The 14,358-nt window shown below is 38.4% G+C and carries 13 protein-coding genes; 9 read left to right on the forward strand and 4 right to left on the reverse strand.

Translation table 11 applies throughout. The features are described 5' to 3' along the window. From P9B04_RS14515 to P9B04_RS14530, 4 genes are all read left to right on the forward strand, one after another. The coding region (locus P9B04_RS14515) for an AIM24 family protein (protein WP_342055701.1) at positions 1–458 on the forward strand (458 nt) is incomplete at its 5' end. A 66-nt stretch (positions 459–524) separates the two neighbouring features. Further along, positions 525–1,217, forward strand: coding sequence for a TIGR00266 family protein (locus tag P9B04_RS14520; RefSeq protein ID WP_342055702.1), 693 nt, complete (start codon positions 525–527; stop codon positions 1,215–1,217). Between the two features lie 99 nt (positions 1,218–1,316). Then, positions 1,317–2,513 (forward strand): DNA double-strand break repair nuclease NurA, encoded by a 1,197-nt coding sequence (locus tag P9B04_RS14525; protein WP_342055703.1) that lies wholly within the window; start codon positions 1,317–1,319, stop codon positions 2,511–2,513. Between the two features lie 285 nt (positions 2,514–2,798). Next, complete coding sequence (locus tag P9B04_RS14530; protein ID WP_342055728.1) at positions 2,799–4,052, forward strand: DUF3747 domain-containing protein; 1,254 nt, start codon at positions 2,799–2,801, stop codon at positions 4,050–4,052. A 119-nt stretch (positions 4,053–4,171) separates the two neighbouring features. Here P9B04_RS14530 and P9B04_RS14535 read toward each other — a convergent pair whose 3' ends face one another. From P9B04_RS14535 to P9B04_RS14550, 4 genes are all read right to left on the reverse strand, one after another. Continuing rightward, positions 4,172–5,977 (reverse strand): alpha/beta hydrolase, encoded by a 1,806-nt coding sequence (locus P9B04_RS14535; protein ID WP_342055704.1) that lies wholly within the window; start codon positions 5,975–5,977, stop codon positions 4,172–4,174. Between the two features lie 517 nt (positions 5,978–6,494). Further along, entirely contained in the window at positions 6,495–6,962 is a 468-nt protein-coding gene (locus P9B04_RS14540; RefSeq protein ID WP_342055705.1) for a thiol-disulfide oxidoreductase DCC family protein, read from the reverse strand. A 30-nt stretch (positions 6,963–6,992) separates the two neighbouring features. Then, positions 6,993–7,247 (reverse strand): TIGR03643 family protein, encoded by a 255-nt coding sequence (locus tag P9B04_RS14545; RefSeq protein ID WP_342055706.1) that lies wholly within the window; start codon positions 7,245–7,247, stop codon positions 6,993–6,995. 12 nt (positions 7,248–7,259) lie between these two features. Continuing rightward, a complete protein-coding gene (locus P9B04_RS14550) occupies positions 7,260–8,276 on the reverse strand; it encodes a DMT family transporter (RefSeq protein ID WP_342055707.1) in 1,017 nt (338 codons plus the stop codon). A gap of 292 nt (positions 8,277–8,568) precedes the next feature. On the opposite strand from P9B04_RS14550, the gene P9B04_RS14555 reads away from it, so the two are divergent. From P9B04_RS14555 to P9B04_RS14575, 5 genes are all read left to right on the forward strand, one after another. Further along, entirely contained in the window at positions 8,569–10,362 is a 1,794-nt protein-coding gene (locus P9B04_RS14555) for a hypothetical protein (RefSeq protein WP_342055708.1), read from the forward strand. Positions 10,363–10,671: 309 nt separating this feature from the next. Beyond that, positions 10,672–12,108: a PP2C family protein-serine/threonine phosphatase gene (locus P9B04_RS14560; RefSeq protein ID WP_446718007.1), complete on the forward strand. Its 1,437-nt coding sequence runs from the start codon at positions 10,672–10,674 to the stop codon at positions 12,106–12,108. A gap of 43 nt (positions 12,109–12,151) precedes the next feature. Beyond that, on the forward strand, positions 12,152–12,394 hold the full coding sequence (locus tag P9B04_RS14565) for a hypothetical protein (protein WP_342055709.1): 243 nt from the start codon (positions 12,152–12,154) through the stop codon (positions 12,392–12,394). A gap of 45 nt (positions 12,395–12,439) precedes the next feature. Further along, positions 12,440–13,828 carry an argininosuccinate lyase gene (argH, locus tag P9B04_RS14570; protein WP_342055710.1) on the forward strand — a complete coding sequence of 463 codons (1,389 nt, stop codon included), beginning with the start codon at positions 12,440–12,442 and terminating at the stop codon, positions 13,826–13,828. Positions 13,829–14,036: 208 nt separating this feature from the next. Next, complete coding sequence (locus P9B04_RS14575) at positions 14,037–14,273, forward strand: DNA-directed RNA polymerase subunit omega (RefSeq protein WP_342055730.1); 237 nt, start codon at positions 14,037–14,039, stop codon at positions 14,271–14,273. Positions 14,274–14,358: the final 85 nt, after the last annotated feature.

Consider the following 14,358-nt stretch of genomic DNA (forward strand, 5'->3'; position numbering starts at 1 on the left):
TTTGGCCTAAGTTTTCGCAGCGAGTGACCCCTGGCTTTTTGAGAAGATACGTTCATACTATAACTAAGTATAAATTGGTTGTGGTTTCTTCTAGTTATTTAGCTTGTGATGGCAACATGAGTTTGTTCTTTGGGGTTCCAGAAATGAATTTAAACTTTAGCCATGAGAGATTAACTTTCTTAAGTTTGACGGGAGAAGGTCAAGTCTTGCTCAATGGGTTAGGTGCAATTTATTCTCTGGATGTTCAAGAAGAATATTGGGTCAAAATTGAACATTTAGTTGCTTTTGAAAATAGTTTAAAATACGAAGTCAAAACACTTAAAGCAAAAGGGTTGGGTAAATGGCGTTCAAACACCAAAGTCTTCCTAAAATTTACGGGAGAAGGAAAATTATACTGTCAAACCCATCAGGGAAAAAATTGGGGAAACCTAATCGCTAGAAAATTAAAATCTAAGTAAGTAAGTACCTAATATGTTCCCTAATTTAAGTGTGTAATTTATTTTCTGTACTCAATTAAATAGTAAATGACAAATCATCGACACCTTGAATATCAAATTACTAATGATCCAGATGCTGCACATTTAATGATTAGGCTCAAACATTTAGAGAAGGCTTTTGTCAAAATGTCAACCCTAACCATTCGGGATGCTTCTATCGAAATTGGAAAATCTATCACCGAAAATTCTTTAGATTTACAGCCTAATTTTTCCCCTGCATCTGATTTAAGTATTCATGAGATAAACGCACCTAAATTACCCGGTAATATTTATTTAAGTCCTGATGTTCTTGGCTCTATAAAACATCATTTTTTGGATGGTAATTCAGGTATAATCACACAATTATTCTCTTTCTTGGCTTGTAGTGAAAACGTACAATTGGAAGTAATCTCATTTCCCAATATTAAGTCTATTAGTGAAGAAGATTCTTTCTTTTTACATCTTTTGGGGACAGGAGACGTATGGTTAAATTACTATGGTAATATTCAAGAGATTTCAGTCAGAAGTAACTATGTTATTAATCTTAGCTATATAGTGGCTTTTGAAGATACCCTAAACTACGAAATAAAACAGCTTGAAAGTTTATCTCTCCCAGGAGTAAACATAGGAACTGTCGGAGAACATAATCTTTTTTGCCATTTTAAAGGGATGGGCAAAATTTGGATACAGTCTCGTCATCGTTATGCTTTACTCAATTTTTTTGCTCCTTTTATTAATTAAAATTAGGATAATTTTTGATATTTTGGCTAAACGCTAAATAATAATAGCTTAATATTGACGATTTTGTGAGTTATAATAATAATGAGGAGAAAAAAGATTATGTTAGACATCGCTAAATTAGCAGAAAAAATACCAGGAATTAGTCAACATTTTCAACAGGAAATGAACGCTAGTTCCCAACGACTGGAACTAGCAAAAACAATTTTACAACAGGCAAAAAAACAACAAGAAGAACTAATGGAACGTTACCAAACCTGGAGCGATCGCCTTATTTTTTCTGCGGCCATTCCTGTTGAACCCCTAGACACCCGCATCACCATTATTCCTCCCCCCGATCGCCATAGTGTCTTTGCCACAGACGGCTCACAAATTGCCCCTTCCCACCACGAAATTGCCTATTGTTATTTGATCAATGTGGGACGGGTAATGCTTCATTATGGACAAAATTTGCACCCCCTACTCGACAGTTTACCAGAGGTTTATTATCGTCCCGAAGACCTTTACGTTTCCAGGCAATGGGGGATCAGAACCGAAGAATGGTTAGGGTATCGCCGAACCGTCTTAGAAGCGCAATTTTTAGCGGAAATGGCCTGCGGTTGGGTTAACCCACCAGGGGCGCACCACGAACCAAATTTAGGCATGGTAGATGGTTCCTTAGTTTATTGGTTTTTGGACGGGTTAGCCCACGATGCCCGAGATTTAATTTTAGTGCCTATTCAGGAAGCTTGGGAACAGTTGCGGGCTGCTCGTATCCCTCTGATGGGGTATCTCAGCGCATCCCGTAGCGTAGAAGGGATTAACTTTTTACGTCTCCATAATTGCACTTTTGACACCCCAAACTGCACCGTAAACTGTATGGATCTTGGGGAGGAAAAAACCCCTTGTCAAGTAATCGAACCCCTACGAGATACCACTTTATGGGGGGAAAATCTGCAGCCAGGACAACGAGGTCCTTTCTGGAAAAGTTCAGCCCGCATTCTCGATCTCTACGACGAAGCCCAGCGCATCTATTTTTGTTACGTTAACGTGGGGACAGAAATCGCTAGGGTAGAAGTGCCAGCTTGGGTAGTGGAGGATCAAGCACTTTTAGATCACGCATTGGGGATTATGTTAGCACAGGTAAGCAAAGGGTTTGGATATCCTGTGGCTTTAGCGGAGTCTCATAACCAAGCAGTGATCCGAGGAGGCGATCGCATTCGGTTTTTTGCTTTATTAGAACAACAAATGATTCGAGTTGGTCTACAAAATGTAGGAACTTCTTATAAAGAAGCGAGAAAACGGGGGAGTATTGCTTAGTTATCAGTGAACAGTTAACTGATAACATCCAATTTATCTAACAAAATAAAATCTAATTATCATCATCGAAGTATTAAAAATTCATTAATTTTGAGGGTAATTTCCAGGATCAATAGTCAATGTAATAATTGTCACCCCCATCAACTCAAAATTGATTAGGTTTGTCATACCCTTATAACAAAGTGGAACTCCATTCCCATCAAATCGGTCAATGATAAGCGATCAATGGGATTGTCTTTCGCTATTACTCTAGAAACCCTTGAACATCACTCTATAGTTAAAACCATGAAAATATTTAGAAAGCCATTAAAATGGGCTACTTTAGCCGGCGTTACCCTCAGTAGCTTAATTCCTGTCCATCTTGCTGTGGAAGCCTCTACATTTAGCGAAACTGCCCTGGACCAAGATCGGGTTACTGCCATCGCTAGACCATACGGAGAAGGAAAATACGACCTTTTGGTTATTGAACAAATCCCCGATAAAAGAGATTGTTGGGCGGAAAGCGGTTCAAACCCCGTCTTGATCGACCCCTTACTACTAAATTACGATTTTACTGGTATTTGTCGACGTTCTACGGATAGCAACGGTTATTCTATTCGTCTCGACGGTAACGATCTCGGTTTAGATTATTTGTTGCGTCTGGTTCCCCGTGGTGGAGAATTAGTTTTAGTGGGAACCCCAAGAACTGCCGGTTACAGTGAAATTGTTCTTGGTAGTACCAACGGTATGGCCCAAGGGTTCATGAAAATTGACCTTTACCCCGGTTGGCAATTCACCAAGCGTACATATCAGGACAAAGTCTTAGGCCATTTCTATTTTAGTGGCTCTCAAGCTGCGATCGCCGCCGGTGGCGATCTCCCTGATACCCCCCCTGCCACAACTACTCAGGTGGCGGCAGAGTCTTCTCAAACGACTTTTACAGACATTGATGACAATATTTACCAAGCTCAAATTACCGAAGCAGTTAAAATGGGCTTAGTGTCTGGGTTTGAGGATGATACTTTCCGTCCCAACCAACCCGTAACCCGTGAACAGTTGATTTCTATGGCAGTTGATGCCATTGGAACCGTTTACAAAGTAGATTTAAACGCTACCCCAGAAAGAGATGTTATTCCTTTCAAAGATGTGGATAGTTCCCGTTGGAGTGCCAGAAAAATCAAATGGGCGCAGTGGAATTTTCTCAATGTAGGTAATCCTAACAACACTTTACAGCCCAACGAACCCATTAGTCGGGCTGAATTAGTGGATACTATGCGGCGTATGGCTATCCATCTCAAAAACCAATTAGACTTACCACGGGAACTTCAACAAACCCAAGAACCTGTCGCGTTCTCTGATACCTCGGGTAGTTGGGCAAAAACAGTAATTTCTCAGATGTCTGGTTATTGCGGTGTAGCTACCCCTCTCAATGAAGAGGGAACCGAGTTTGCCCCGGATGAACAAGCAACACGCGACTACACTGCGACAGCAATGATTCGGGTTTTAGAATGTGTTAAGGCAGAAGCACAACAAGCACAACAATCTCAGCAAAATCAGTGATTCAGTGATCTGTGATCAGCGATGGGTTATTAAAAATTTAGAAGATAAAATTTCTAGATTCTGTTGACTGATCACTTTTCACTGCTACTAGTTGCGGTTTTTTAGCCCCACACAGCTACTTAACTCCATTTGTCGTCGTGAACATAAAGCAATCCTGTAAATAGATCATTGAGTTTTTCCGTGCTGTACTGAGGTTGTAAAAGAAGTTCTCTAGCGTTGACAAAATAGCTTTGAATGTTCTGTACAGGGGCTAATTTTGACCGTAAAAAGGATAGATTGGCCGCTGATGTCTTCATATTGGTGACATTAATCCAGGTTTTCACAGTTATGGGTAGCTCTGTTCCCATACTAAAGGTTAAGTTTTCCTGGGATAAGGATTCAACATAAGCGGGTTTTAAAAATATTTCATACTTAGATTTTTCGGGGCTTAACTGTTGAACAAAAGCTAAACTTACTCCACGTACTAATTGACGAACTGGTTTAGCTTTTTCTCCCATAACTTCCCTGACTAGGGTATTCTTGGCCATAACACTGTTCATACTATTAATATCACTGATACTCATGTGAGTCGCTCCCATAGCCATTACCATATACTTCTCTGTAGCTAGTTGTTGAAAAGGTTTTAATTGATGGGAAATAGTAGGAGTTATACCGTCATCAGAAGCGGATAACATTAAGGTTGGAACTTTTATTTGAGATAACTTATCCCCAAATAATTCACCGATAATAGGATTAAAAACGATAATTTGTTTGATACGATTATCTTTAAAATTTCGTTTAGGATAAGGCAATTCCCCTGCTGCACATTGTAACCAATCTGCCGGCGATCGCTCTAAGGGAGATTTGTTTTGACAAAAACGTCTTAAGGTTTTTAAATCTAAAGATGCACCTCCTAAAGCTAAGGCTGTATAACCACCAAATGAGTGACCAATTATGCTAACTTTTTTGGTGTTAAATTTCCCTTTAAATTCTCTATTTTTCTTATTTAAAATGGTTAATTTATTTAAAACAAAACTAATATCTTGAGGTCGATCAATAAATTCTTGGGACGGCAAAACTTGACTAAATTTTATGCCCGTCGCTGTTTTAATTAAAGCATGAATATCGCTTCCCGGATGTTCTACAGAAACTACTGTAACGCCATAAGAGGCTAGATGCTTAGCTAAATATCGCAAAAAGCGACGATCGGAGGCAAATCCATGAGACATAACCACCAAAGGACCGCGGGTTTTTTCTGCTATATAAATATCTAGAGAAATATAACGATCCCGACTGCGATCATAAAGCACAGTGGTTTCTGCAGATACGCTTTTATCTCCTAATAAAGTAGGATCAAATTTTGGTAACTCTTCTGAGTTTAAAGAGTTTTTAAACCCCTTGTCTAGTTGAGAGTTAATTAAGCGACTGTACAAAAAAGAGCCATTTGTTTTTAACCCTAAAATAGCCACTTTTGGGAGGTCAATAGTAACAGTTTTTTGAGGATAAACCCGTAGAAAGTCAATAATATTTAGATTACTTGTTTGTTTTAATAGTAATTGTATTGCTTTTTCTATTTCAGAGGAATTACTATCAGGCAAAGTTTGGCTTATTTGTTTTAGTAATTTTTTTCCATCATCGCTTTTTAAAAGATCTTCTAAAAATTGTTCTGCAATTATCGGATCAACTCTGAAACTACTGGATAAAATCTCTTTAATTTCCCTAGTTATTAAAAATTTATAAGGTTGTAAGCTAGGGGGTATTTCTTCTGTCTTTGCAATTTTTTGTAAGTCTTCGACTGTAATTTTATTCTCCAGTAATCCAGCTTTTAATACTATACTTTCAGCAGAAAAACTAGGAGATACACCTAAAAAGAAAGCTAATAATATGGGAGAAAAACTTCCTACTACGTTGAAAATAAAAGGTGAAATAAGATTCAAAAATTTCATAGATGCAAAGAGTAAAAAGCAATAAAAATTGACTACCTTTGAGTTACCCACTTTGACATTCCCCGTCTCGTTGTCAACTAACTCAGTGAGATCTCTGTTGATAGTATGCCCAATTATAAGGCCTAACATAGCAATCTTCCGTGACTAAAAAGACTGATATATTCTAACTAGGGATATTACGACTCTCCAGACTCACCTAAAAACGGAATTTAATTATTGTGACAATTTATAAAGTGGCATAATCTAGATTGGCTTTGAGTATTTAACTTGCTAAATTACTCTTGTGTGTGAGGAGTAAGAGTGATATGAAAACGCCTTTGGAGTCGAAACACGGCAAGACGCCCGAAGGCTTTTCATTTTTTTATTTAAACTAGCTCAATACTGCGTTAGCTTTAGACCTTTTTTGTAGTTCATGGTATGCTTTCAGCAAAGCTTCAACTGGGTTAATAGTCTTTGCGTTTGCACAAATGTAGCTACGGAAGTTATTATTAGAGTTCTGTTTTTGGAATTTAAAAAGCTAATAATCACAACTATCAGAATTACATTTTTTGTTATTCTCTCGTTCAGCAATAATCGCTTCTAAATCAGGTCTTCCAGTTAAAGATAGTCTAAATTTTGCCCAAATACCATACACCCAATTAGCAACTTTTCCCACTACAGGAATTTTAGTGACAGCATAAACCCAACCCATTCCTAAAACTTCGTAAACATAGCGAAATGCCTCTATATCTGTCAGAATTGTCCCATCCGGCAAAATAGCGTGAATTCTTCCCATTGCTGTTTCATAATCAACTCCACAGTGTTGATCAGGATTATAATTATTATCAGCAATATCGACTAAGTTTACTAAACCTCTTTTTTTATCTTTTTTCTGCAAAAACCGTACCTCTCTCATACATAGAGGACAATCTCCATCATAAAGTAACTTAACTTTCCAAAAAGATTGTGAGGATGTTTGATTTTGATTTGATGTAGAAGCTTTCATGATTTTTGTGATAATAAAATGTTTAAAAATTTAATTCTGATTAGCTGATTTAAAACGACCAACTAAAAAATCTCGTTTACCAAGATGCTTAGTATTCCGTCCCGAAACTCGTTTACGCCACATCTTAAAACTTGAGGATTTCATCTCTCGTCGCATCAAAGCGATTACCTCTTTTTCTGAAAGACCATATTGTATCTCAATAGCAGCAAAAGGAGTTCTATCTTCCCATGCCATTTCAATGATGCGGCTGATAGTTTCTTCTTCAAGTTTAGGTGTTTTGCTCATAAATTGTATCTCCTAAATAGTCGATGAAAGTTTAGCTAAAGTCCTTTTATAAAGCGACAATAATTTAACCAGAAAATAATGTAAGGTTTTCCCAATATTTTCCCGTTGATTAATGAGAGAAATACTAACCAAAGTTAAACCCACCCCAACCCATTGCCAAAATGTTAAAACTTCGTTGAAAAATAAATTGCCGAAACTTAAAGCAAAAACAGGAGTCAAAAAAGTTAAAGAACTCAAGCTAGTTAAATTTCCTTCGGAGGCTAAATAAAAAAAGATTCCGTAAGCGATCGCACTTCCAAAAACAGTAGAATATCCTAATGACAACCAGCCCTGTAAATCAATTCCTATCAATTGATTTGCTTCCCAAATTCCAGACATACAAAATAAAGGAATTCCACCCAAAATCATGTGCCAACCGGTGGCAACTACAGGGTCACAATAACGACTGACATAACGAATACAAATAGTTCCAACTGCCATAGAAAGAGAAGCTAATAACATTAACAATTCTCCACTATTCAATAAGTCTAAATTATTCAAAGTCAGAGAAAAGCTTTGAGCAGAAAATAGGCTCTCAAACCATTCTTGGGGTAATCCAATTAAAGCAATGCCAAAAACCCCAAAACCCAGACCGATGATGCCCCAAAATCCGATTATTTCACCGAATAACCAACGAGACAGTAACGCCACTGCTAAGGGTTGTGAGTCGATGATTACTGATCCTAAACCAGCACCTGTTCTAGTTAACCCTGCCGCCAAAAATCCTTGGAACATAGCCCCATCTAAGAGAGCAAAAATACCAATCCATAACCAAGCTTTAACCCCTTGTGGTTGTGGTCGTTTTAATGACCATGCCACCAGCAACACGAGAATGCCCGCAGGAACTAGGCGAATTCCTGCCAGGAAGAATGGCGTAGTTTGGGATAAAACACCCTTCATGGCGACCATAGCTGTTCCCCAGAGGAAAAACGGGGCAATCAGTAGTAACCAAGACTGGAAAGAACTAGACCGATTTTGGGTTAGGTTCATAGAGGCAAAGTTTTAAAATTAGCTCATTAAGTTTATTTTAACGAATTGTTGAGTTTTGTTAAGGTTTAACCCTCCCCAGTTAAGTTTGGTGTTGAGTCTTTTTTTCTGAAAAGATTTCTAACGAAACTCTGAAAGTGTCCAAAAAGTTAGCGATTATAGAAATAGTAACTCAGTTGACCCCTTAGACAGAGCTGAAAACCATGAATCCCCTAGCTTGAAGTCCCTTGTTAATAAAAATTGGGATTTTGGGAACATTAGACATAACCAAACCCGAACTTTGGAGATAAATTTTATGGAAATTGGTATTGCAATCGTTATAGGTTTATTTGTCGGTGGGATCGCCACTTATTTTTTAACTTCTTCTGCAGCTCAGCGTAAGCTACAAAGTACACAAAGTAAACTAGAGCGAACAGAAAACGCTCTATCAGAGTCAGAACAACAGTTACAAGAGTTACAAGATGCTCCCAATCAAATCCAAGAAATTGAGCAAATGTATCAGAGCAAGCTCCACAATATGGAGCAGAGCAGTCTAGTTAAACAGGAGGAATTAAATCAAGCTAATCAAAAAATTTCTGAATTACAACCTTTAGTATCCCGTGTTCAAGAACTCGAAAATTTAGAGACTCAGATGCAAGATATTGAGCAAACATATCAAGCTCAAATTCAACAATTACAAGAAGCTCAAACTAATTCTCAAAGTTTAGAAGAAACAGAGCAACGTATTAGAGAAATAGAACAAGCTTATCAAACTCAAATTGAACAATTACAACAAAGTCACCAACAAGCAGTTGCTGACATAGAAAACGTTTATCAGCACCAGCAACAAGAAAATGAGCAAGCTCATCAGACTCAAATTAGAGAGATCGAGTCTAGCTATCAAGGTCAAATTACCGAGCTACAACAATCATATGAAGAGAAAATTGAATCCTTACAAGAAAATCAAGTATCTTCTGAAAAAGTAGCAGATGAAATACTCAATCTAGAGGTCACTGATTCTAGTGAAATTGCTTCCGTTGAATTTGAGGAATTAGCAAAAGAAGAGGAACAACAACCATTATCCAATGAGGAGGAAGTGATTGATAATCAATCAGCTACTGAGGAAGTTTCTCTAAACACAGAAAATTTTATCAAAGAATTAGATGAATTTGAAACTGACACCGATAACTTTTTAGAAGAATTAGGACAAACCGACAATAATAATTCTTTAGAAGAATTTGAAACAGATACCGATAACTTTTTAGAAGAATTAGGACAAGCCGACAATACTAGTTCATTAGAAGAATTAGGGGAAATAGAAAATGATGCCGATAACTTCTTAGAAGAATTAGGACAACCAGACAATACTAGTTCATTAGAAGAATTAGGGGAAATAGAAAATGATACCGATAACTTCTTAGAAGAATTAGGACAACCAGACAATACTAGTTCATTAGGAGAATTAGAAGAATTTGAAGCAGATACCGATAACTTTTTGGAAGAATTAGGACAACCAGACAATACTAGTTCTTTAGAAGAATTAGAAGAATTTGAAGCAGATACCGATAACTTTTTAGAAGAATTAGGACAAACCGACAATACTAGTTCTTTAGACGATGATCTAGGATTATTTGCTACTTCAGACGAAAAAAATATCGATGCTATTCAGGCAGATGATAGCAATAATGGGGAAACTGAGGCATTGATAGACTTGCTTGCAGAAGAAACGAATACAGATGAGCAAGACTTTTTAGAAATGATGCCAACCTCAGAGGAAAAATCTAATACCCAACAAGAATCTATCCCCAACGACGATAACGATCCTTTCGCAGACATTTTTGAGTCCGATGATGAAAAGGATAAAGTTAATCCCGAAGATCCTTTTTCTGAGCTTTTGGGTGACGAAACAGAAACCCCCGATGAAGACTTCTTAAATCTACTCCAAAATGACGACAACGGTAACAATAAACTATCCCAATCTTCCGAGCAAGAAGAAGAATCAGAATGGGGAGACCTTTTTGAAGATACCAGCGACAACGATGGAAACTCTGAGAACCCTTTTCTAATGGAAGAACTGTTTGAAACATCACAAAATAAGACATCTTCTTAAATTCTTTGAAATTTTAAAGAACTGAAGACACTCAATAAAAGTATTGCTGTTTGGGGACTAGATTTAAATTCAGTCCCCATATTATTTATCCTAAAAAATAAAATTTTTAAAGAAATTTCTTGGCATATTCATCAATTAACGTTAGGATTAACCAGCCCTGATTTAAGTAAAGACTTTTCCAATCTAGGAAACTTGTACTTATTAGTCCCAGTATCTCCCACAAACTATGGTTTTAGCCATAGGGAAACTAGCAATCCTCTTGAAAATCCCAGGGTCTAGGATAGAGAAACTTATCTTAGTTATCAATCAATGTCCTCATCTCCTGATATCATGACTGCTGTGTCACCTAAAAAACAGTCTCTTTCTAAAATGCACGGGTCAATCGGTGAATCATCTAATGAGTCCACACCCGTATTCGCCCTTAAAGAACTTGTGGCGAGTTTATATCGAGAACAGAACAAAGTACAAAATCTCTTGAGTTCTTTAGGGTTTGCTCTGCGAAGTTTTAATAATCTCAATCAATTTTTAGAACTAACTCCATTAATGGCTGCGCGAGTAACCGACGCTGAAGGTAGTGCCTTAATGCTATCGAAAAGTCAGCACCAAATAAGTCTTGAACAATTACACTGTCAAGACCATCAAATGGCCAAAGAAATTAGAGACATCATTGTCGATGTTCTCAACCAAACCAATGGTCCGCAAGTTACTCCCGCACTTTCCCTTTCTCTAGACGAGAAAATTCGTCAAGGATTAGGCAAAAAAATTCGTTTGTATAGTACCCCGATTTTAGTCAAAAATATAGAACGGGGCAGGATATATGTCTTTAGTAGTGATCCTGAATACGTTTGGACTCAAACGAGACGAAAATTACTACAATTGGTAGCAGATCAAACCTCAGTGGCTATCGCGAACAACGAATTAACCCTAGAATTACGCTCCAAAGAAAGACAAGATCGAGAATTAGAAATCGCCTCAGAAATCCAACTTAGATTATTACCCCGTCAATGTCCGGTTATCGACGGGATAGAATTGGCCGCCCGTTGTCAGACAGCTAACCGAGTAGGAGGAGACTACTACGATTTTATCCCCACCAATTACGACCAATTACGTCAAGATATAGAAATTAAACCAGGTGATCCCGCTACTCTGGTTCCTTGGAGCATTGTTATCGGAGATGTCATGGGAAAAGGGGTTCCTGCGGGTCTAATTATGACTATGACTAGGGGGATGCTCAGAGCAGAAGTGTTAAACCGCCATTCCCCTGCTAGGGTTCTCCAGCACCTCAATCGTGTCATGTACGCTGACTTGGACAATTCTCATCGGTTTGTTACCTTATTTTATTCTGAATACGATCCCCAAACAAAAATACTATCCTATAGTAATGCCGCTCATAACCCTCCCTTACTCTGGCAAACTACAACCCAGACTATTAGCAAACTCGACACCGATGGGATGTTAATTGGGTTGGATGCTAATTCTCAATACGAAGACAACCAAACGAGACTTATCCCTGGAGACATCATTCTCTACTATACAGACGGTTTAACCGATGCTGTGAATCAGAAAGGCCGCCGCTTTGATGAAGAAAACCTTATCAAAGTGTTTGAAGAAGGATGTCAACGCTATGATAGTCCTCAAGACATTCTTGATTACCTGTTTGAGCAAGTTATAGCTTTTATTGGCTCAGGAAACAATAACAGTGATGACATGACTTTAATTGTAATGCGGGTAAAGCCAACTCCTTGAAAGTCTTTATGTCCTACAATATTAAAACATTCAAAGCACCTCTATGCTGTTGTTTGAACCGTTCATTAACCACAATTTACTCCCCGTTTTTTTCTGGGTAGATGCTTCATCATTCTTCCATCATCCTTGGATAGAAGTTAGCCACTTATTGGCCCAACAAATAGAAGATCCAGACATCATTGCAACATTCCAAAAGTCTTGGAAAAATTTTATTGAATCTGGTCAAGTTTGGGCTTTAGGCATAGGATTTGTCCTTGGATATATCTTCCATACCTTTACTTCTTAAGAGACAGTAAGATTAAGTTTATTTTTATTTTTATAAGGGTTGACCGTGACACAAAAAAAAGCTTGGAGCGATCGCTTTGAAGGAAGTTTACACCCTGCGATTGTCGAATTTAATGCCAGCATTACATTCGATATCGAACTGATCGAATACGATTTAACAGGGTCTATTGCCCATGCTAAAATGTTAGCTAAAACGGGTATTATTAGTGACTCAGAAGCAGAAGAATTAGTCAAGGGTTTAGAAACAATTCGTCAAGAATATCGGGACGGCAATTTCACCCCGGGTATAGATCAAGAGGATGTCCACTTTGCTGTAGAAAGACGCTTAACAGAATTAGTAGGAGATGTAGGGAAAAAACTCCACACCGCACGTTCTCGTAACGACCAGGTGGGAACAGATATCCGTCTTTATCTCAGGGAGGAAATTAAACAAATACGCCAGCAAATCAAGGAATTTCAACAAGTATTGTTAACCCATGCTCAAGAAAACGTTGAAACCTTAATCCCTGGTTATACCCATCTTCAAAGGGCGCAACCTATCAGTCTTGCCCATCATCTTTTAGCCTACTTCCAAATGGTGCAACGGGACTGGGAACGGTTAGGAGAAATTTACCAAAGAACAAATGTTTCTCCTTTAGGTTGTGGAGCGTTAGCCGGGACAACTTTTCCTATTGATCGACATTATAGTGCAGAGTTGTTGGGCTTTGAGGAAGTTTATGGCAATAGTTTGGATGGAGTAAGCGATCGGGACTTTGCCATCGAATTCCTCAATGCAGCTAGTCTAATTATGGTGCATCTCAGTCGTTTAAGCGAAGAGATGATTCTTTGGGCTTCTCAAGAATTCGGTTTTATAACTTTAACCGATAGTTGTGCCACCGGATCGAGCATTATGCCCCAAAAGAAAAATCCCGACGTTCCCGAATTAGTCAGGGGTAAAGCAGGAAGAGTTTTTGGGCATTTACAGGGCTTGTTAGTGCTGATGAAGGGATTACCCTTAGCCTATAACAAAGATCTCCAGGAAGACAAAGAAGCCATCTTTGACGGGGTAAAAACCGTTAAGGGGTGTTTAGAAGCCATGACAGTATTGTTAGCCGAAGGAATCACATTTCGCCAAGAAAGATTGAGTGAAGCAGTAGCGGAAGACTTTTCTAATGCTACAGATGTAGCGGACTATTTGGCTACAAAGGGGGTTCCTTTCCGTGAGGCTTATAATTTAGTGGGGAAAGTGGTCAAAACCAGCTTAGCTGCTGGAAAATTATTAAAAGATTTAACCCTCGAAGAATGGCAAGCATTACATCCCAAATTTGAAGTTGATATCTATGATGCGATCGCTCCTAAACAAGTGGTGGCAGCCCGTAATAGCTACGGTGGGACGGGGTTTGAGCAACTTCATCAAGCCATTCAAAGGGCAAAAAAACAGCTTGAATTATCTTAGACTCACATCTTGCGGCTAAGGGTTCAGCTATCAGCCATCAGCTAGTGTGAGTAGAATTAAACGAATGCTGACTGCTGACTAATTTAAGTTTTTCTGTACTTGTGCAAGATATCAGTTAGATTCAATTAAAGTGGAATCCAAAAGTCCAATGCCCTAAAACATTCTGTTAAGATAGGGGTTTACCAATACATAAACGTAAAACACGATGATGCAGAAAAAACATTCCGTCGAGTCTTCTCAAGTCATGTATCGCGCACAGGAGTTACTGGACGCAGCCTCTAACCGTTATCGTATCACCGTACAAGTAGCCAATCGAGCAAAACACAATCGTAAAGAGGAGTTTGATAGTATTGACGATCCCCACATGAAACCTACAGTCCGTGCCATTATTGAGATGTCCGATGAACTAACTCAGCCAGAAATTATCAGCGATGTAAGATCTTAAGGGAATTTGGCACGATTTTACCCTGATATTGAAAGGAGGGTACTCTGTGTGATTGTGGAAAAGATCCCTTATCTGTATACTAGGC

The organism is Crocosphaera sp. Alani8, from assembly GCF_038442745.1.
Classification (GTDB): Bacteria; Cyanobacteriota; Cyanobacteriia; order Cyanobacteriales; family Microcystaceae; genus Crocosphaera.